This window comes from Pseudomonas sp. PB3P13, from assembly GCF_054897735.1.
Map to the genome: position 1 here is coordinate 1 of NZ_CM142702.1, position 18,919 is coordinate 18,919.

Here is an 18,919-nt window from a genome sequence, read left to right on the forward strand (position 1 = left end):
ATGTCCCGACTCAATCCCCGGCAGCAAGAAGCCGTGAGCTACGTCGGCGGCCCTCTTTTGGTGCTCGCCGGCGCGGGCTCCGGCAAGACCAGCGTGATCACGCGCAAGATCGCGCACCTGATCCAGAACTGCGGCATCCGCGCCCAGTACATCGTCGCCATGACCTTCACCAACAAGGCCGCGCGCGAGATGAAGGAACGGGTCGGCACGCTGCTCAAGGGCGGCGAAGGCCGCGGTCTCACGGTGTGCACGTTTCACAATCTGGGCCTGAACATCATCCGCAAGGAACACGTGCGGCTGGGCTACAAGCCGGGCTTCTCGATTTTTGACGAAGCCGATGTCAAATCCCTGATGACCGACATCATGCAGAAGGAATACTCGGGCGACGACGGCGTCGACGAGATCAAGAACATGATCGGCTCGTGGAAAAACGACCTGATCCTGCCGCCCGAAGCACTGGAAAACGCGCGCAACCCCAAGGAACAGACTGCGGCAATCGTCTACACCCATTACCAACGCACGCTCAAGGCGTTCAACGCGGTGGACTTCGACGACCTGATCCTGCTGCCGGTAAAGCTGTTTCAGGAACATGCCGACATCCTCGAAAAGTGGCAGAACAAAGTCCGCTACCTGCTGGTGGACGAATATCAGGACACCAACGCCAGCCAGTATTTGCTGGTGAAGCTGCTGATCGGCAAACGCAATCAGTTCACTGTGGTGGGTGACGACGACCAGTCGATTTACGCCTGGCGCGGTGCACGGCCGGAAAACCTGATGTTGCTCAAGGACGATTACCCGTCCCTGAAAGTCGTCATGCTCGAGCAGAACTACCGCTCCACCAGCCGCATCCTGCGCTGCGCCAACGTGCTCATCTCGAACAACCCGCACGAGTTTGAAAAACAGCTGTGGAGCGAGATGGGCCACGGTGACGAGATCCGCGTGATCCGCTGCCGCAATGAAGACGCCGAAGCCGAACGTGTGGCCGTCGAGTTGTTGACCCTGCATTTGCGCACCGACCGGCCTTACAGCGATTTCGCGATTCTGTACCGCGGTAACTACCAGGCCAAGCTGATCGAGTTGAAGCTGCAGCACCACCAGATTCCATATCGCCTGTCGGGCGGCAACAGCTTTTTCGGACGTCAGGAAGTGAAAGACCTGATGGCCTACTTCCGCCTGATCGTGAACCCGGACGACGACAACGCTTTCCTGCGCGTGATCAACGTCCCCCGCCGCGAAATCGGTTCGACCACGCTGGAAAAACTTGGCAACTACGCCACCGAGCGCAAGATTTCCATGTACGCCGCGACCGACGAAATCGGTCTGGGCGAGCATCTGGACACGCGCTTCACCGATCGCCTGTCGCGCTTCAAGCGCTTCATGGACAAGGTTCGCGAGCAGTGCGCCGGCGAAGACCCGATTTCGGCGCTGCGCAGCATGGTCATGGACATCGACTACGAGAACTGGCTGCGCACCAACAGCTCCAGCGACAAGGCCGCCGACTACCGCATGGGCAACGTCTGGTTTCTGATCGAGGCGTTGAAAAATACCCTCGAGAAAGACGAAGACGGCGAGATGACCGTCGAAGATGCCATCGGCAAACTGGTCCTGCGCGACATGCTGGAGCGTCAGCAGGAAGAGGAAGACGGTGCTGAAGGCGTGCAGATGATGACCTTGCACGCCTCCAAGGGTCTGGAATTTCCCTACGTGTTCATCATGGGCATGGAAGAGGAAATCCTTCCGCACCGCTCCAGCATCGAAGCCGACACCATCGAAGAAGAACGTCGCCTGGCCTACGTCGGCATTACTCGCGCACGTCAGACGCTGGCCTTCACGTTTGCCGCCAAGCGCAAGCAATACGGCGAGATCATCGATTGCTTGCCGAGCCGCTTTCTTGATGAGCTGCCGCCAGACGACCTGGCGTGGGAAGGCAACGACGACACGCCGGTCGAAGTCAAAGCCGTTCGCGGCAATACGGCATTAGCCGATATACGGGCGATGCTAAAGCGCTAGAATCGCGTTTTTTTAACCACACTTTTTTACGATCTCAGGCGCATACGCGTCATTAGAGGAAAGCTTCATGGAAGCACTGCACAAGAAAATTCGCGAAGAAGGCATCGTGCTTTCCGATCAGGTCCTGAAAGTTGACGCGTTTCTGAACCACCAGATCGACCCGGCCCTGATGAAGCTGATCGGCGACGAATTCGCCACGTTGTTCAAGGATTCGGGCATCACCAAGATTGTCACCATCGAAGCCTCGGGCATTGCACCGGCGATCATGACCGGTCTGAACCTCGGCGTGCCCGTGATCTTCGCCCGCAAGCAACAGTCACTGACCCTGACTGAAAACCTGCTGTCGGCGACCGTTTACTCGTTCACCAAGCAAACCGAAAGCACCGTGGCCATCTCCCCGCGCCACCTGACCAGTAGCGACCGCGTGCTGATCATCGATGATTTTCTGGCCAACGGAAAGGCGTCGCAGGCGCTGATCTCGATCATCAAACAGGCCGGCGCAACCGTCGCCGGTCTTGGCATCGTGATCGAGAAGTCGTTCCAGGGTGGTCGTGCCGAGCTGGATTCGCAGGGTTATCGCGTTGAGTCGTTGGCTCGCGTTCAGTCGCTGAAGGATGGCGTGGTCACTTTTATCGAGTAAGCCGCAGCCTTGCAAAATCAATGTGGGAGCGAGCTTGCTCGCGATAGGGTCATAACAGTCAACACCAATGTCGACTGTCAGGCCGCCATCGCGAGCAAGCTCGCTCCCACAGTTGGTTTGTGTTGGCTGTTACTGCGCGGTGGCTTTGAGGCCGGTGAGTAGCAACCGCTGGAACAGGTCGTCCTTCAGGCCTTCCGGATGGGTGAGCTGCATACGCTCCAAGTGCGCAGGAAACTGCGACGGCTCCGGTGCATCCAGCGCCGCTTTACCCAATTCCAGAATCTCCGTGAGCTTGAACTTGCTCTTCAGCCAGTTCAGCGCCCGCAACAGATCCCGTTCTTCGGCCGTGAAATCACAGCCCAGCGGGTATTCAGGAAACAGGTTTGGATGTTGCGCCTGAATGCTCTGCAGCCGTTCAGGGTAGTTATCGGCAAAGCGCGGATCGAGGCGGAAGTTTTTCGGCAACTTGCCAACGGTCTGCGCTTGCTCGATCAAGCCTGACTGAAACCGTGAATCGCTGATATTGAGCAACGCTTCTATCACCGCCGCATCGGTCTTGCCGCGCAGATCGGCGATGCCGTATTCGGTGACCACAATGTCGCGCAAATGGCGCGGGATCGTGCAATGGCCGTAATCCCAAACGATATTGGAGCTGACTTCGCCGCCCGCCTCGCGCCAGCTGCGCAACAACAGGATCGAGCGTGCGCCCTCCAGCGCGTGGCCCTGGGCGACGAAGTTGTACTGCCCGCCGACACCGCTGAGCACCCGCCCGTCTTCCAGCTGATCGGCGACGCCGGCACCCAGCAAGGTCATGGTGAACACCGTGTTGATGAACCGCGCATCCAGACGCTGCAGGCGTTTGAGTTCTTCCTGTCCGTAAAGCTCGTTGATGTAGCTGATGCGGGTCATGTTGAATTCAAGGCGTTTACTTTGCGGCAATTCGCCAAGGCGCTCGTAGAACGTCCGCGGCCCGAGGAAAAACCCGCCATGCACCGAGATGCCGTCCGTTTGCGCGGCTTCATCGAGAGTGCCCGCGTTCGCCTGTTGCTGGGTCGGCACGTCCGGGTAGACCTTGCGCCGGATGATTCCGGCATCGGCCAATACCAGCAAGCCGTTGACGAACATTTCACTGCAGCCGTACAGGCCTTTGGCGAACGGTTCGACGCCACCCTCGCGATCGATCAATTGCGCCCACTGGCTGAGATTGATGTCCGCCAGCAACGCTTTGTAACCGGCGTTATCCGCCTGGCGCGCGAGCAATGCTGCGGTCAGCGCGTCGCCCATGGAACCGATGCCGATCTGCAGCGTGCCACCGTCGCGCACCAGCGTACTGGCGTGCAACCCAATGAAATGATCCTGAAAACCCACCGGCATGTTCGGCGTGGAAAACAGCGTGCTGCTGTCTTTTTCATCGATCAGCAAGTCAAACCCGTCGATGCCGATTTCGGCGTCGCCCGGCATGTAGGGCAAGTCGTTGTGCACTTGGCCAACCACCAGAATCGTCTCCCCCGCCGCCCGACGTTTTTCGATCATGGGCAACAGGTCAAGGGTGATGTCCGGGTTGCAGCTCAAGCTGAAGCGGTCGGGATGTTCACTGTGGCTGGCGACCATCTGCGCCACCAGGTTCAACCCTGCGGCGTTAATGTCGCGGGCAGCGTGGCTGTAATTGCTGCTGACATAATCCTGCTGCGCGGCCGCGCTGTTGAGCAGGCTGCCGGGCAGCATGAAAAACTGTTGAACGTGAATGTTGGGCGGCAGATTGTCTTTGTGCAGCCCGGCGAGAAAATCCAGCTCCGGGTAGTCGCCGTAAACGCGCTCGATGAAAGGCTCGATGAAGCGCTTCTGCAGACCGTCGCCCAAGGAAGGACGTCCCAGGCACAGTGCGGTGTAGATCGTCAGTTGCCGCTCGGGCAGTTGCGCGATGCGACGATAGAGCGCGTTGACGAAGTGATTGGGTTTGCCCAATCCCAGAGGCAGACCCATATGGATATGCGCCGGCAACCGTTCCAGCACGTCATCGACCGCTTGTTCGATAGAACACAGCTGCACCATCTGATCCTCCCTTACATTCCGTGAATTGGGGTTGGACCGAGCTTGCCGGGTCTTTACTGCATTGAACAGACTTTGCGTACTTATTCAGGACAAAACAGAAGAAACAAAAAAACCGCTCGAAAGCGGTTTTTGCTGAGCATGAACGCTTATTTCAAGCCGGACATCTTCTCGATGGCCGCTTTCAGATCGGCGTCGGTGCAATCGGCACATGTGCCTTTTGGCGGCATGGCATTGATACCGGAGATCGCCTTGGCGAGCAGGCCGTCAATACCGCCTTCCTTTTTGGAGCGCTCGCCCCAGGCGGCGCCATCACCCACTTTCGGCGCGCCTAGCAGGCCGGTGCCGTGGCAAGCGTTGCAGTGCTTTGCAATCACGGAATCAGGGGTTTTGGCATCACCGCCGCCTGCCGACGCAACGACTTCCATGCCTTTGCACTCTTGACCAGTCACGCAAACCTGGCCTACGGGCTCAAGGCGTTTGGCAATATCGTCATTAGTCGCAGCTTGAGCGCTGACAGCCCAAAGGGCCAATACGGTTGCTGGTGCAGCCAGCATTTTCATAATTAGGTTCACGCGTTCACCCTCAATGGTGGCTAGTCACGCCTACGGCCACGGTTCGCAGGCGGGCGCAAGTATAGCGGTAACCCCGTCGCACTGAAACAACCCCAAAGTCGAAGGGGTCTTGTTGCCGGGCGGTAAATCGGTGGGGGCGCCTTGATGCTGCTGGCAGGTCGACTCTTCTGTCAGAAATTCGCCGGTGTGGCTGCGCTGATCAGCCGCGCTGGTGCGTCGAACGGATTGCGGAAACGGTGCGGCTTGCTACTTTCAAAGTAGTAGCTGTCGCCCGCTTCGAGAACAAAAGTTTCCAGCCCGACGACCAGCTCAAGTCGCCCTTCGACCAGAATCCCGGTTTCTTCGCCCTCGTGGGTGAGCATCTCGTCACCGGTGTCAGCACCGGGCGGGTAGATTTCATTGAGGAATGCAATAGCGCGGCTCGGGTGCGCCCGGCCGACGAGCTTCATGGTCACGGCGCCATCGGAAATGTCGATCAGTTCGTTGGCTTTGTAGACGATCTGGGTCGGCGTTTCCTGCAGGATTTCTTCGGAAAAGAACTCGACCATGGACATGGGAATCCCGCCCAACACTTTACGCAACGAGCTGATCGAGGGGCTGACGCTGTTTTTCTCGATCATCGAGATGGTGCTATTGGTAACGCCCGCGCGCTTGGCGAGTTCACGTTGCGAAAGGCCTTTGAGCTTACGGATGGATTGCAGTCGTTCACCGACGTCCAATGCTTGCGCCTCCAGGATTCAATTTGTTGGAATATTGAGCGTTATCATGGCGACAGCGTTCAGTATTTACAACACTTTGGCCTGAATCCTGTTCAGCGAGGCGACTTCCGGTGAGTACCGTCCGCCTTCAGCCCTCGGAATAGAGCATTGGCACCCGGCGCAGGTTACAGAAAATCTGGTAAGGAATAGTGTCAGCAGCGGCAGCCACGTCGCTGGCCAGAATGTTTTTGCCCCACAACTCGACGGTCGCACCCAGACCCGCTTGGGGCACATCGGTCAAATCAATGCACAGCATGTCCATCGACACTCGGCCAATCAGTTGGCTGCGTTGGCCGGCGACCAGCACCGGCGTACCGGTCAGCGCCTGACGCGGATAGCCATCGGCATACCCCATGGCTACCACGCCAACGCGCATCGGCTTGTGAGTGATGAACCTGGCGCCATAGCCGATCGGCTCTCCGGCTGGCAGCTCACGTACGCAGATCACTTTCGATTCCAGGGTCATCACCGGCTGCAAACGGGAGGCCACATCGCTGGCCTCTTCAAAGGGCGTTGCGCCGTAGAGCATGATGCCGGGACGCACCCAATCGCTGTGGATCTGCGGCCAACCGAGCACGGCCGGCGAATTGCGCAAACTGACCTCGGCCGTCAGCCCCTGGCGCGCAGCTTCAAACACTCCGACCTGCTCGACACTGGCCTGACAGTGCAGCTCATCGGCGCGGGCGAAGTGACTCATCAACACAACCTTGGCAACCTTGCCGCTGGCCAGCAGCCGCTGGTAAGCGGCCTGATAGTCCTTGGGATGCAGACCCACGCGGTGCATGCCCGAATCGAGCTTGAGCCAGACATTGATCGGCGTTTTCAGCGTCGACTTCTCGATGGCTTCAAGCTGCCACAGCGAATGCACGACGCACCAGAAATCATGCTCGACAATCAGCGGCAGTTCGTCGGCTTCGAAAAAACCTTCCAGCAACAGCACCGGCGCTCGAATGCCCGCAGCGCGAAGCTCCAGCGCTTCCTCGATACAGGCCACGGCAAATCCATCCGCCTCGGCTTCCAGCGCTTGGGCGCAACGCACCGCGCCATGGCCGTAGGCGTCCGCCTTGATCACGGCGAGGGCCTTGGCCCCGGTGATTTCACGGGCGATACGGTAGTTTTGACGCAGGGCTTGAAGGTCGATCAGGGCACGGGCTGGACGCATGGCGGCAGACTTCTAGGCGGTCATTGGAATGAAAACCGGCGCTGGCTGACGGCGTTAACCGCCAACAGCACCGGGAGAGGGATCTTTCTGACAGGCTTTATGGCAGAGCGGCTACAACCGACAGCTCGACCAGAATTTCCGGTTCGCACAGCCTGTGCTCGCGATGAATCACGATCTGGCTCATGCGCTCATTGGTGAGCTGGCGCTGGATTGACATGTTTTGCGGACTCCTGAATTTTGCTGCCGTAACGGGAGATATCGAGGCCTTCGGCACTGATCTGCGGAGACTTCTTCGCCATCAGATCGGCCAGCAAGCGACCGGAACCACACGCCATGGTCCAGCCTAGCGTGCCATGACCGGTGTTCAGGAACAGGTTACTGAATGGCGTCGCGCCAACAATCGGCGTTCCGTCCGGCGTGGTCGGCCGCAGACCGGTCCAGAAGCTTGCCTGGGCCAGATCGCCGCCCTGAGGATAAAGATCGTTGACGATCATCTCCAGGGTTTCACGCCGACGCGGGTTCAACGACAGGTCAAAACCGGCAATCTCCGCCATGCCGCCCACTCGGATACGGTTGTCGAAACGGGTGATCGCGACCTTGTAGGTCTCATCGAGAATGGTCGAAGTCGGTGCCATCGCCGGATTGGTAATCGGCACGGTCAGCGAGTAACCCTTGAGCGGATACACCGGCGCCTTGATGCCCAACGGCTTGAGCAATTGCGGCGAGTAGCTGCCGAGTGCGAGCACGTAGCGATCAGCGGTTTCCAGCTTGCCATCAATCCACACGCCGTTGATGCGATCACCGGCAAAGTCGAGGCGCTGAATGTCCTGGCCGTAACGGAACTGCACGCCGAGTTTGACGGCCATTTCTGCCAGACGTGTGGTGAACATCTGGCAGTCGCCGGTCTGGTCGTTCGGCAGTCGCAGGGCGCCGGCCAGAATATCGGTGACGCTGGCCAGCGCCGGCTCTACGCGTGCAATGCCGGCGCGGTCCAGTAGCTCGAACGGCACACCGGACTCTTTCAGCACGGCGATGTCTTTCGCGGCGCCATCGAGCTGAGCCTGGGTGCGGAACAACTGAGTAGTACCCAGGCTGCGGCCTTCGTAGGCAATGCCGGTTTCAGCACGCAATTCGTCAAGGCAATCGCGGCTGTACTCGGACAGACGAACCATGCGCTCCTTGTTGACCGCATAACGGCTGGCGGTGCAGTTGCGCAGCATTTGCGCCATCCATAGATACTGGTCGATGTCGGCCGTGGCCTTGATCGCCAGCGGTGCGTGGCGCTGCAGCAGCCATTTGATGGCCTTGAGTGGCACGCCCGGCGCGGCCCACGGCGAGGCATATCCCGGTGAGACCTGCCCGGCGTTGGCAAAACTGGTCTCCATGGCCGCGGCAGGCTGGCGGTCCACCACCACCACTTCAAACCCGGCACGCGCCAGGTAATAAGCACTGGTGGTGCCGATGACGCCGCTACCCAAGACCATAACGCGCATTTTTCAATCCCTCATCGCGGTTCGCCGCTGACGTTTGTTGTTCAGACCGTAGATGTGGGCAGTGTAAAAAAGATCAGCCAGTGCTTTTCACTATATAAGCACCTATATTTGGCGACAATTCTCGGCAAAAACGCATTTCACGGAGGCGCATCCCCTATGCGGACCAACACTCAGACCAAACGTGAGCTGGACAAGATCGACCGCAACATCCTGCGCATCCTGCAAGCGGACGGGCGCATCTCCTTCACCGAGCTGGGAGAAAAAGTCGGGCTCTCGACCACGCCGTGTACCGAGCGGGTCCGCCGCCTCGAGCGCGAAGGGATCATCATGGGCTACAACGCCCGGCTTAACCCGCAGCACCTCAAGGGTAGTCTGCTGGTGTTCGTCGAGATCAGTCTCGACTACAAATCCGGCGATACTTTCGAAGAGTTCCGACGCGCGGTGCTGAAACTGCCGCATGTACTGGAATGCCACCTGGTGTCAGGGGATTTCGACTATCTGGTGAAGGCACGGATTTCCGAGATGGCTTCGTACCGCAAGTTGCTCGGCGATATCTTGCTCAAGCTGCCACATGTGCGCGAATCCAAGAGCTATATCGTGATGGAAGAGGTGAAGGAAAGTTTGAGTTTGCCGATTCCGGATTGAACCCCTGTGGTGTCTGTTCGATCCCCATTGCTAGCAGGCGAGCTCCCACAGTGGATCTTCACCGGCCCCAATTCTGTGCCTGACACAGATCCCTTGTGGGAGCTAGCCTGCTAGCGATTACAGGCGACCCGGTCTAACTGAAGAATCAAACGAGGACCTGGCGAGTTGCCGCCATGTACTGATGAATCTGCTTCTCAACCCGTGGATGAATCAACTCCACCGGCCCGCGGCCGTTGGGGCATGGCAACGTTTTGGTGGTGCCGAAAAGTCGACAGATCAGTGGTCGCTCGTCATACACAGTGCAGCCATTCGGCCCGAGATGCACACAGTTGAGCTCATCCATTGCCGCATCCTGCTCGGCGCGGGTTTTGCGCGGCAGGCGCGACATCTCTTCGGGCGAGGTGGTCACCGGACCGCAACAGTCATGACAGCCGGGTACGCACTCGAACGAGGGAATCTGCTGCCGAAGCGTGTGGATTTTCTGACGATTGCAGCTCATCGAACCGGTGACCCAAAGCGAAATAGAGCGTGATTCTGCAGCAAAAGACCCTGCCCAGACAGTCACAGACGACCAGTGTTGCCCGTGCCGGAAGGTCCGGCTTATCCTCCGTCAAATTTTTCAGACAGCCGAACCAGGATGACGCGCATGACTACCCGTGCCCAGCACACCGCTTCTTACTACGCCGCCAGCAGCCTGCCGCAGCCTGAACTGCCAGTGCTCGAAGGCGAAGTGGTGGCAGACGTATGCGTGGTCGGTGGCGGTTTCTCCGGGCTGAACACGGCACTGGAATTGAGTGAGCGCGGCCTCAGCGTGGTGTTGCTCGAAGCGCACAAGATCGGCTGGGGCGCCAGCGGGCGTAACGGCGGGCAGCTGATTCGCGGGGTCGGTCACGGCCTCGATCAGTTCGCCAACGTGATCGGTACGCACGGCGTACGTCAGATGAAACTCATGGGACTGGAAGCGGTGGAAATCGTCCGACAACGGGTCGAGCGTTTTCAGATTGCCTGCGACTTGACGTGGGGTTACTGCGATCTCGCCAACAAACCTCGCGATCTGGACGGTTTCGCCGAAGACGCCGATGAACTGCGCGACCTTGGTTACCCTTATGAAACCCGCTTGCTGCAGGCTCACGAAATGCGTGCGGTGGTGGGCTCCGACCGGTATGTTGGCGGCCTGATCGATATGGGTTCAGGGCACTTGCATCCGCTGAATCTGGCCCTGGGCGAAGCGGCGGCCGCTCAACAGATGGGCGCGAAATTGTTTGAGGATTCGGCGGTGATTCGTATCGATTACGGTCCGCAAGTCAGGGTCCATACCGCTCAAGGCTCGGTACGCGCCAACACCCTGGTGCTGGGCTGCAACGCCTACCTCAATCAACTCAATCCACACCTCAGCGGCAAGGTATTACCCGCCGGCAGTTACATCATCGCCACCCAGCCTTTGAGTGAAGAAGTGGCACACTCATTGTTGCCGCAGAACATGGCGGTCTGCGATCAACGGGTTGCGCTGGATTATTACCGGCTCTCGCCGGATCGGCGCTTGCTGTTTGGTGGTGCCTGCCACTATTCAGGTCGCGACCCGAAAGACATCGCTGCGTACATGCGCCCGAAGATGCTCGAAGTTTTCCCGCAGCTGGCCGACGTGAAGATTGATTATCAGTGGGGCGGAATGATTGGTATCGGCGCCAACCGTCTACCGCAGATCGGCCGGCTCAAGGACCAGCCGAATGTGTATTACGCGCAGGCTTATTCCGGCCACGGCGTGAATGCCACGCACCTGGCGGGCAAACTCTTGGCCGAGGCGATCAGTGGGCAGCACAGCGGTGGATTTGACCTGTTCGCGCAGGTGCCGCACATGACGTTTCCCGGCGGTAAGCATTTACGCTCGCCATTGTTGGCGCTGGGAATGTTGTGGCACCGGTTTAAAGAGTTGGTCTGAATTGATTGTTCCCACGCTTCTGCGTGGGAACAATCATTACTAGACCTTCCAGAAAGGCTTCAGCCCCTCCTCCCGGGCCTGTTCCCGACTTAAACCAACGTCACGTAACTGCTCCGGCGTCAGCTCCAGCAACGCCTTGCGCGTGTGCAGACGATGCCAGAACAAGCCCCAGCGACTCAGGCCGCACGGCGCGTTGCGCATCAGTGCCTCGCGCATGCCGTCGATTTGCCCTGCTGCCAGCTCCTGACTGTGTAACGTCAGCCGCACATCGCTCAAGCCGTTCATTTTGATTGCTCCTGTTTACATGGGTAGCCAGAGCTTTCATGATGCATTTACGATTTAAAACGTTACAGATTCAAACAGGCTGTATTAAATCCATACAGATTCGCCACATTCGTCTCTGAATCGTGTTTTATCGCTCCATCTGTACTGGTTAGTGCTTGATAACTTCGAGACTGCATCATGACTCTCTACGTCAACCTTGCCGAATTGCTCGGCACGCGTATCGAACAAGGCTTCTACCGTCCCGGCGACCGGCTGCCTTCGGTGCGGGCGTTGAGCGTGGAACATGGCGTCAGCCTGAGCACGGTGCAGCAAGCCTATCGCGTGCTGGAAGACAGCGGCCTGGCGATGCCCAAACCCAAATCCGGTTACTTTGTGCCGGTCAGTCGGGACTTGCCGGAGCTGCCTGCGATCGGCCGTCCGGCCCAGCGGCCCGTGGACATTTCGCAATGGGACCAGGTGCTGGAGCTGATCCGCGCGGTGCCGCGCAAAGATGTGGTTCAACTCGGCCGCGGCATGCCGGACATCACGACAGCGACCATGAAACCACTGCTGCGCAACCTGGCGCGTATCAGCCGCCGACAGGACATGCCCGGTCTGTATTACGACAACATTCACGGCACCCTCGAACTGCGTGAACAGATTGCCCGGCTGATGCTCGACTCCGGTTGCCAATTGACGGCCAACGACCTGGTGATCACCACCGGCTGCCACGAAGCGCTGTCCACCAGCGTGCGCGCGATTTGCGAACCGGGCGACATCGTTGCGGTCGATTCACCAAGCTTTCACGGCGCCATGCAAACGCTCAAGGGCCTGAACATGAAGGCCCTTGAAATTCCCACCGACCCACTCACCGGCATCAGCCTCGATGCTCTGGAACTGGCCCTCGAACAGTGGCCGATCAAAGTCATACAGTTGACGCCCAACTGCAACAATCCGTTGGGCTACATCATGCCGGAGTCGCGCAAACGCGCGCTGCTGACGCTCGCCCAGCGTTTTGACGTAGCGATCATCGAGGACGATGTGTATGGCGAACTGTCCTACACCTATCCGCGCCCGCGCACGATCAAATCCTTCGACGAAGACGGCCGTGTCCTGCTGTGCAGTTCGTTTTCCAAGACGCTGGCGCCAGGGCTACGGATTGGTTGGGTCGCGCCGGGCCGATATCTGGAGCGGGTGCTGCACATGAAATACATCAGCACCGGCTCGACCGCGCCACAACCGCAGATTGCCATCGCCGAATTCCTCCAGGGCGGGCATTTCGAACCGCATTTGCGCCGCATGCGTACGCAATACCAGCGCAATCGTGACGTGATGATCGATTGGGTGACGCGTTATTTCCCGGTCGGTACCCGGGCCAGTCGCCCGCAGGGGAGCTTCATGCTCTGGGTGGAATTGCCGGAAGGTTTCGACACATTGAAACTCAATCGCGCCTTGCATGACCAAGGGGTGCAGATTGCCGTTGGGAGTATTTTTTCCGCCTCGGGCAAATACCGCAATTGCCTGCGGATGAACTACGCCGCCAAACCAACACCACAAATCGAAGAAGCGGTACGCAAGGTCGGCGCGGCAGCGGTCCTGCTACTCGCAGAAACTGACAGCTTCACGAACTGACCTTTATCGGGAAATCAGCGTCCTATGTCGACACCCGCCAACCGGAACGATCCTACGTGAGATTCAGACAGCCCCTGCTTGCTCTCCTCCTTCTCGCCTCGTTCCTTGGCGGTTGCGCCAGTTTCGACGTTCAACGTGAACCGAGTCAGGCGCTGCCTGCCAGTGATTCTGCTTTTGGTCGTTCGATCCGGGCTCAAGCCGCGCCCCACGAGGGCAAATCGGGATTTCGCCTGCTGTCCAACAGCAGTGAAGCCTTCATCGCCCGCGCAGAGCTGATCCGCAACGCGCAAAGCAGCCTCGACTTGCAGTACTACATCGTCCACGACGGCATCAGCACGCGGATGCTGGTGGACGAATTGCTCAAGGCGGCCGACCGTGGCGTGCGCGTGCGCATTCTCCTGGACGACACCACCAGCGATGGCCTGGACTGGATCATCGGCACACTGGCGGCGCATCCGCAGATCCAGATTCGCCTGTTCAATCCGCTGCATCTCGGTCGCGCCACCGGCGTGACGCGGGCGATGGGCCGACTGTTCGACCTGTCGCTGCAACACCGACGCATGCACAACAAACTCTGGCTGGCGGACAACAGCGCGGCGATCGTCGGCGGGCGTAATCTGGGCGATGAATATTTCGATGCCGAGCCCAATCTGAATTTCACTGACATCGACATGCTCGGCATTGGCCCGGTCGCCGAGCAACTGGGACACAGTTTCGATCAGTATTGGAACAGTGCACTGAGCAAACCGATCGATGAATTTTTGTCGAGCAAGCCGACCCGCAAGGACCTGCAGAACAGCCGGACACGCCTGGAAGAATCGCTGGAGGAAACGCGCAAACAAAACCATGCGCTGTATCAGCAACTGATGACGTTCACCACCAACCCACGTATGGACATTTGGCGCCGCGAGCTGATCTGGGCCTGGAACCAGGCGTTGTGGGATGCGCCGAGCAAAGTCTTGTCCAAGGGTGAACCGGACCCGCATTTGCTGCTGACCACGCAGCTGGCGCCTGAGCTGAGAGGCGTCAGCAAGGACCTGGTGCTGATTTCGGCCTATTTTGTGCCTGGCGAGCCGGGGCTGGTTTACCTCACCGGTCGCGCTGATGCCGGCGTCTCAGTGAGTTTGTTGACCAATTCACTGGAAGCCACTGACGTGCCAGCCGTACATGGCGGTTACGCGCCCTACCGCAAGGCGCTGCTCGAACATGGCGTCAAACTGTTTGAATTGCGTCGCCAGCCAGGGGAAGGCGGTGGCAGCGGACCCATCTTCTACGGCAGGTCCTCCAAAGGTTCTGATTCCAGCCTGCACAGCAAGGCGATTATTTTCGATCAGCAGAAGTCCTTCATCGGCTCGTTCAACTTCGACCCGCGCTCAGTGCTGTGGAATACCGAAGTCGGCGTTCTTGTAGATAGTCCGGAGTTGGCCGCACATGTGCACCGCGCGGCCATGGAAGGCATGGCGCCAGCGCTGAGTTATCAAGCGAAGCTTAAGGACGGCAAGGTCGTGTGGGTCACCGAAGACGACGGCAAAATGCACACGCTGACCAGGGAACCGGGTAGCTTTTGGCGGCGGTTCAATTCCTGGTTCAGCACGGCGGTTGGGCTGGAGCGGATGCTGTAGCTTTATATCGCCAAGATCGCAGCCTTCGGCAGCTCCTGCATGGGATCGTGTCCTGTACGAGCTGTCGAGTGCAACGAGGCTGCGATCTTTTGATCTTTAATCTAAGCCGGTTGTGCAGTTCCGAACGCGCCTTGACGGGTCAACAGAATCACCAGCCCCAACGCTCCGGCCGCCATCAATAATGGTAACGCATGCCCACTGATCCATTGACTGCCGGCACCGGCAGCCAGCGGACCAATCAAACATCCGATCCCCCACAATTGCGCAATGTGCGCATTGGCTCGCACCAGCGCATCGTCGCGATAACGCTCGCCAATCAGGATCAGCGACAAGGTGAACAGTCCCCCGGCACTGGCGCCAAACAACACCCACAGCGGCCAGATCATCAGCGTATCGATCAGCAACGGGATAGCCAGACTGGACACCAGCAGGATCACCGCGCAACCGCTGAACAATGTGCGCCGCGACAGTCGATCCGCCAGCGCGCCGATCGGCAATTGCAACAGGGCATCGCCTACCACCACGGTGCTGACCATCGCCAAAGCGATGTCCGTGCTGAAACCCTGACGCAGGCAATACACCGGCAGCAGTGTAAGAATCATCGCTTCGAACGCTGCGAACAACGACACCGCCCACGCAATCGCCGGCAGGCCACGGCAGAATTCCAGCAGATCGCTGAACGTGACGCTGCAGGCTTCACTGCTCGGCGCGCCGCTGCGCCCCAGCAACAGCAGGGGCGCTGTCATCAGCAACACGACGCCGACCCAGAATCCGTAATCGTGGTCGGTACCCAGAACGCCCAGCAGCAGAGGGCCGGCCAACTGGCTCAGCGCATAACTGCTGCCGTACAACGCCACCAGTCGGCCGCGCCATTGCTCGACCACCAGTTGGTTGATCCAGCTTTCGCCGAGAATGAACACCAGGGTCAGGATCACCCCGATCATAAGCCGCAGCAGCAGCCAGACCGGATAGCTCGGCAGCAACGCGAGCAGCCCGATGGACAGCGCGCCGGCCCATAGACAAAGGCGCATGAGGTTGGCGGTGCCGAACCGTGCGGCCAGGTGACTGGAGATCTTAGCCCCCACCAGCACGCCAATCGCCGGCATCGCGGCCATTACGCCGATAGCGAATGAGCCGTAACCCCAGCCCTCCAGACGAAACGACACCAGCGGCATGCTCACGCCCAGGGCCAGGCCAACGCTCAAGACGGATGCCAACACGGCGAAATAAGTCGCCCAACGCATGCTCCACGCTCCTGTGGATAATTTTTTATACAGCGCAAACCAATGTGGGAGCGAGCTTGCTCGCGATAGCAGTTGCACATTCAACATTGACGTCGACTGTCAGACCGCTATCGCGAGCAAGCCCGCTCCCACAGGGGATCTCGCTATATGACTTACAGCTTGATCCAGGTCGCCTTCAGCTCGGTGTATTTGTCGAACGCGTGCAGCGACTTGTCACGACCGTTGCCCGATTGCTTGAAGCCGCCAAACGGCGCCGTCATGTCACCGCCGTCGTATTGATTGACCCACACACTACCGGCGCGCAAGGCCCGAGCGGTCAGGTGCGCCTTGGAGATGTCCTTGGTCCACACCGCCGCGGCCAAACCGTAAGGCGTGTCGTTGGCGATCTGGATGGCTTCCTCGGCGGTATCGAAGGCAATGACCGACAGCACCGGGCCAAAGATTTCTTCCTGAGCGATCTTCATCGCGTTGTTCACCCCGTCGAAAATCGTCGGCTCAACGTAGGTGCCGCCGGTTTCCTGCAGCGTGCGCTTGCCGCCTGCCACCAGTTTGGCGCCGTCGGTGTGGCCGGACTCGATGTACGACAGCACGGTGTTCATCTGCTGAGTGTCCACCAGCGCGCCGACGTTGGTGTCCGGGTCCAACGGATTGCCCGGTTTCCAGGTTTTCAGCGCTTCGATCACCAGCGGCAGGAAGGTGTCCTTGATCGATCGCTCGACCAGCAGGCGCGAACCGGCGGTGCACACTTCGCCCTGATTGAAAGCAATGGCGCCGGCAGCCGCTTCGGCCGCAGCTTGCAGGTCCGGGGCGTCGGCAAAGACGATATTCGGGCTTTTACCGCCGGCTTCAAGCCAGACGCGCTTCATGTTCGACTCGCCGGAGTAGATCAGCAGTTGCTTGGCGATCTTGGTCGAACCGGTGAACACCAGGGTGTCGACATCATTGTGCAGGGCCAGCGCCTTGCCGACCGTGTGACCGTAACCTGGCAGCACGTTGAGGACGCCTTTCGGGATGCCGGCTTCAACGGCCAGAGCAGCGATGCGGATGGCGGTCAGCGGGGATTTTTCCGACGGCTTGAGTATCACCGAGTTACCGGTGGACAGCGCCGGACCGAGTTTCCAGCAAGCCATCATCAGCGGGAAGTTCCACGGCACGATGGCACCGACAACGCCAACTGGCTCGCGGGTGACCAGACCCAACTGATCGTGCGGGGTGGCGGCGACTTCGTCGTAGATCTTGTCGATGGCCTCACCGCTCCAGCTCAGGGCTTGCGCCGCGCCGGGAATATCGATGTACAGCGAGTCGCTGATCGGCTTGCCCATGTCGAGGGTTTCCAGCAGCGCGAGCTCTTCGGCGTGCTGTTTCAGCAAGTCGGCAAAACGAATCATGGTGGCTTTGCGCTTGCTCGGCGCCAGGCGCGACCAGGTGCCGGAATTGAACGTAGCGCGAGCGTTCTCGACGGCGCGCTGGGCGTCGGCGGCGTCACAGCTGGCAATCTTGCCGAGCAGACGGCCATCGACCGGGCTGATGCACTCGAAGGTCTCGCTGGAGACGGCATCGGTGTATTCGCCATTAATGTAGGCGCGGCCTTCGATCTTCAGATCGCGAGCACGCTGCTCCCAATCGGCACGAGTCAGGGTGGTCATACGAGTGTCCTCCTCTTGTTGAATACGAGCGCTCCGCGTTCTTCGCGGACGTTCCCAGCAATTCTGCCCGGCCAGCCTGAATTTCGCCGCAAGGCAACCGCCACCCTAAACCACAGGCCGGGGTTGTTTCAATATATTTGACATAAGGTCGGTAAACGGCCTTGCGGTGTTCATTTTAATAAACATAGACTCCGGGCAATTAAGTACCTTCAGCCACTCGCGCCGCAATCACGGGGGATTACAACAATGAGCATCCAGGACATCGTCGACTTCAGCCAGGCCACTACCGAGCCCGAGCGCTACAGCCCGGATCAGGCGAAAATCCTGAAGGGCGACCCGCAACAGCTGGTGTACAACCACTACAACAGCCCGTGCGGCCAGCTGAATGCTGGCGTATGGGAAGGCGCCGTCGGCCAGTGGCACGTGAACTTCACCGAACATGAATACTGCGAGATCGTTCAGGGCGTTTCAGTGCTGCGTGACAACGATGGCAACAGCAAGACCGTGCGCGCAGGCGATCGTTTTGTGATTCCGGCGGGGTTCCGGGGCACATGGGAAGTGCTGGAAACGTGCCGCAAGATATATGTGGCGTTTGAACAGAAGGCCTGAAGATTTGTGTTGTTTGTACCGGCCTCATCGCGAGCAAGCTCGCTCCCAGGGACCTGTGTCGAGCACAAAACCTGTGGGAGCGAGCTTGCTCGCGATGAGGTCCTGACAGGCAACGCAGAACCATCAGGCACAAAAAAGGCCCGTATCTCGCGATACGGGCCTTTTTCGTAAGAGGGAAAATCAATTACTTGATTTTGCCTTCCTTGTAGATCACGTGCTTGCGAACAACCGGATCAAATTTCTTGATCTCGATTTTGTCCGGAGTAGTACGCTTGTTCTTGTCGGTAGTGTAGAAGTGACCAGTACCGGCGCTCGAAATCAAACGAATCAATTCACGCATGATTAGCTCCCCTTAGATCTTGCCAGCTTTGCGGATTTCGGCCAGCACGACAGTGATGCCACGCTTGTCGATGATACGCATGCCTTTGGCAGATACGCGCAGACGCACGAAACGTTTCTCTTCTTCAACCCAGAAGCGGTGATGCTGCAGGTTCGGCAGGAAACGACGACGGGTTTTGTTGTTTGCGTGGGAAATGTTATTCCCAGTCACCGGACCCTTACCGGTAACTTGACATACTCTCGACATGCCTCAGCCCTCTAAAACCACATGCCCAACCCGGCATGGGTTGGC

18 protein-coding genes are annotated in these 18,919 nt (G+C 58.9%); 7 read left to right on the top strand and 11 right to left on the bottom strand.

The genetic code is table 11. The annotated features are described in order from the left end of the window. Together rep and ACYZT1_RS00010 are read left to right on the top strand one after the other, a co-directional pair. Nucleotides 1–2,010 (top strand): DNA helicase Rep, encoded by a 2,010-nt coding sequence (rep, locus tag ACYZT1_RS00005; protein WP_462017088.1) that lies wholly within the window; start codon nt 1–3, stop codon nt 2,008–2,010. A 67-nt stretch (nt 2,011–2,077) separates the two neighbouring features. Next, complete coding sequence (locus ACYZT1_RS00010; RefSeq protein WP_462017089.1) at nt 2,078–2,650, top strand: xanthine phosphoribosyltransferase; 573 nt, start codon at nt 2,078–2,080, stop codon at nt 2,648–2,650. 129 nt (nt 2,651–2,779) lie between these two features. Here ACYZT1_RS00010 and ACYZT1_RS00015 read toward each other — a convergent pair whose 3' ends face one another. The 5 genes from ACYZT1_RS00015 to dadA all read right to left on the bottom strand — a co-directional run bounded on the left by ACYZT1_RS00015 (nt 2,780) and on the right by dadA (nt 8,687). Then, complete coding sequence (locus ACYZT1_RS00015; protein WP_462017090.1) at nt 2,780–4,702, bottom strand: acetyl-CoA hydrolase/transferase C-terminal domain-containing protein; 1,923 nt, start codon at nt 4,700–4,702, stop codon at nt 2,780–2,782. Between the two features lie 146 nt (nt 4,703–4,848). Then, nucleotides 4,849–5,274 carry a c-type cytochrome gene (locus tag ACYZT1_RS00020; RefSeq protein ID WP_462017091.1) on the bottom strand — a complete coding sequence of 142 codons (426 nt, stop codon included), beginning with the start codon at nt 5,272–5,274 and terminating at the stop codon, nt 4,849–4,851. Nucleotides 5,275–5,444: 170 nt separating this feature from the next. Further along, on the bottom strand, nt 5,445–5,993 hold the full coding sequence (locus ACYZT1_RS00025; RefSeq protein WP_462017092.1) for a cupin domain-containing protein: 549 nt from the start codon (nt 5,991–5,993) through the stop codon (nt 5,445–5,447). Nucleotides 5,994–6,120: 127 nt separating this feature from the next. After that, nucleotides 6,121–7,194 carry an alanine racemase gene (gene alr, locus ACYZT1_RS00030; RefSeq protein ID WP_462017093.1) on the bottom strand — a complete coding sequence of 358 codons (1,074 nt, stop codon included), beginning with the start codon at nt 7,192–7,194 and terminating at the stop codon, nt 6,121–6,123. A 188-nt stretch (nt 7,195–7,382) separates the two neighbouring features. Beyond that, nucleotides 7,383–8,687, bottom strand: coding sequence for a D-amino acid dehydrogenase (gene dadA / locus ACYZT1_RS00035; RefSeq protein WP_462017094.1), 1,305 nt, complete (start codon nt 8,685–8,687; stop codon nt 7,383–7,385). A gap of 156 nt (nt 8,688–8,843) precedes the next feature. Here dadA and ACYZT1_RS00040 point away from each other — a divergent pair, with 156 nt between their 5' ends. Beyond that, entirely contained in the window at nt 8,844–9,332 is a 489-nt protein-coding gene (locus ACYZT1_RS00040) for an Lrp/AsnC ligand binding domain-containing protein (RefSeq protein WP_003177284.1), read from the top strand. A 145-nt stretch (nt 9,333–9,477) separates the two neighbouring features. Here ACYZT1_RS00040 and ACYZT1_RS00045 read toward each other — a convergent pair whose 3' ends face one another. After that, nucleotides 9,478–9,831, bottom strand: a complete 354-nt coding sequence (locus tag ACYZT1_RS00045) for a YkgJ family cysteine cluster protein (protein ID WP_462017095.1) — start codon at nt 9,829–9,831, stop codon at nt 9,478–9,480. Between the two features lie 147 nt (nt 9,832–9,978). On the opposite strand from ACYZT1_RS00045, the gene ACYZT1_RS00050 reads away from it, so the two are divergent. Then, on the top strand, nt 9,979–11,271 hold the full coding sequence (locus ACYZT1_RS00050; protein WP_462017096.1) for an NAD(P)/FAD-dependent oxidoreductase: 1,293 nt from the start codon (nt 9,979–9,981) through the stop codon (nt 11,269–11,271). 39 nt (nt 11,272–11,310) lie between these two features. Here ACYZT1_RS00050 and ACYZT1_RS00055 read toward each other — a convergent pair whose 3' ends face one another. Beyond that, a complete protein-coding gene (locus tag ACYZT1_RS00055; RefSeq protein ID WP_462017097.1) occupies nt 11,311–11,556 on the bottom strand; it encodes a DUF1127 domain-containing protein in 246 nt (81 codons plus the stop codon). A 177-nt stretch (nt 11,557–11,733) separates the two neighbouring features. On the opposite strand from ACYZT1_RS00055, the gene ACYZT1_RS00060 reads away from it, so the two are divergent. Further along, entirely contained in the window at nt 11,734–13,167 is a 1,434-nt protein-coding gene (locus ACYZT1_RS00060) for an aminotransferase-like domain-containing protein (RefSeq protein WP_462017098.1), read from the top strand. A 56-nt stretch (nt 13,168–13,223) separates the two neighbouring features. Then, a complete protein-coding gene (locus ACYZT1_RS00065) occupies nt 13,224–14,789 on the top strand; it encodes a phospholipase D family protein (protein ID WP_462017099.1) in 1,566 nt (521 codons plus the stop codon). A 101-nt stretch (nt 14,790–14,890) separates the two neighbouring features. Here the strand turns inward: ACYZT1_RS00065 and ACYZT1_RS00070 are convergent, their stop codons facing one another. Both ACYZT1_RS00070 and ACYZT1_RS00075 read right to left on the bottom strand, forming a co-directional pair. Continuing rightward, nucleotides 14,891–16,033 (bottom strand): MFS transporter, encoded by a 1,143-nt coding sequence (locus tag ACYZT1_RS00070; protein ID WP_462017101.1) that lies wholly within the window; start codon nt 16,031–16,033, stop codon nt 14,891–14,893. Nucleotides 16,034–16,185: 152 nt separating this feature from the next. Next, nucleotides 16,186–17,679, bottom strand: a complete 1,494-nt coding sequence (locus ACYZT1_RS00075) for an aldehyde dehydrogenase (protein ID WP_462017102.1) — start codon at nt 17,677–17,679, stop codon at nt 16,186–16,188. Between the two features lie 246 nt (nt 17,680–17,925). On the opposite strand from ACYZT1_RS00075, the gene ACYZT1_RS00080 reads away from it, so the two are divergent. Beyond that, nucleotides 17,926–18,288 (top strand): cupin domain-containing protein, encoded by a 363-nt coding sequence (locus ACYZT1_RS00080; protein ID WP_462017103.1) that lies wholly within the window; start codon nt 17,926–17,928, stop codon nt 18,286–18,288. Nucleotides 18,289–18,472: 184 nt separating this feature from the next. On the opposite strand, the gene rpmG is transcribed toward ACYZT1_RS00080, so the two are convergent. Next, nucleotides 18,473–18,628 (bottom strand): 50S ribosomal protein L33, encoded by a 156-nt coding sequence (gene rpmG, locus ACYZT1_RS00085; protein ID WP_007894709.1) that lies wholly within the window; start codon nt 18,626–18,628, stop codon nt 18,473–18,475. A 12-nt stretch (nt 18,629–18,640) separates the two neighbouring features. Further along, nucleotides 18,641–18,874, bottom strand: coding sequence for a 50S ribosomal protein L28 (gene rpmB, locus ACYZT1_RS00090; protein ID WP_007894701.1), 234 nt, complete (start codon nt 18,872–18,874; stop codon nt 18,641–18,643). Between the last annotated feature and the right edge of the window lie 45 nt (nt 18,875–18,919).

Excerpts from the sequence above, each read along its gene's own strand:
- ACYZT1_RS00045 (WP_462017095.1), bottom strand. The coding sequence starts at position 9,831 with ATGAGCTGCAATCGTCAGAAAATCCACACGCTTCGGCAGCAGATTCCC.
- ACYZT1_RS00015 (WP_462017090.1), bottom strand. The coding sequence starts at position 4,702 with ATGGTGCAGCTGTGTTCTATCGAACAAGCGGTCGATGACGTGCTGGAA.
- ACYZT1_RS00050 (WP_462017096.1), top strand. The coding sequence starts at position 9,979 with ATGACTACCCGTGCCCAGCACACCGCTTCTTACTACGCCGCCAGCAGC.
- dadA (WP_462017094.1), bottom strand. The coding sequence starts at position 8,687 with ATGCGCGTTATGGTCTTGGGTAGCGGCGTCATCGGCACCACCAGTGCT.
- ACYZT1_RS00010 (WP_462017089.1), top strand. The coding sequence starts at position 2,078 with ATGGAAGCACTGCACAAGAAAATTCGCGAAGAAGGCATCGTGCTTTCC.
- ACYZT1_RS00070 (WP_462017101.1), bottom strand. The coding sequence starts at position 16,033 with ATGCGTTGGGCGACTTATTTCGCCGTGTTGGCATCCGTCTTGAGCGTT.
- rpmG (WP_007894709.1), bottom strand. The coding sequence starts at position 18,628 with ATGCGTGAATTGATTCGTTTGATTTCGAGCGCCGGTACTGGTCACTTC.
- rpmB (WP_007894701.1), bottom strand. The coding sequence starts at position 18,874 with ATGTCGAGAGTATGTCAAGTTACCGGTAAGGGTCCGGTGACTGGGAAT.
- rep (WP_462017088.1), top strand. The coding sequence starts at position 1 with ATGTCCCGACTCAATCCCCGGCAGCAAGAAGCCGTGAGCTACGTCGGC.
- ACYZT1_RS00060 (WP_462017098.1), top strand. The coding sequence starts at position 11,734 with ATGACTCTCTACGTCAACCTTGCCGAATTGCTCGGCACGCGTATCGAA.
- ACYZT1_RS00075 (WP_462017102.1), bottom strand. The coding sequence starts at position 17,679 with ATGACCACCCTGACTCGTGCCGATTGGGAGCAGCGTGCTCGCGATCTG.
- ACYZT1_RS00055 (WP_462017097.1), bottom strand. The coding sequence starts at position 11,556 with ATGAACGGCTTGAGCGATGTGCGGCTGACGTTACACAGTCAGGAGCTG.
- alr (WP_462017093.1), bottom strand. The coding sequence starts at position 7,194 with ATGCGTCCAGCCCGTGCCCTGATCGACCTTCAAGCCCTGCGTCAAAAC.
- ACYZT1_RS00040 (WP_003177284.1), top strand. The coding sequence starts at position 8,844 with ATGCGGACCAACACTCAGACCAAACGTGAGCTGGACAAGATCGACCGC.
- ACYZT1_RS00080 (WP_462017103.1), top strand. The coding sequence starts at position 17,926 with ATGAGCATCCAGGACATCGTCGACTTCAGCCAGGCCACTACCGAGCCC.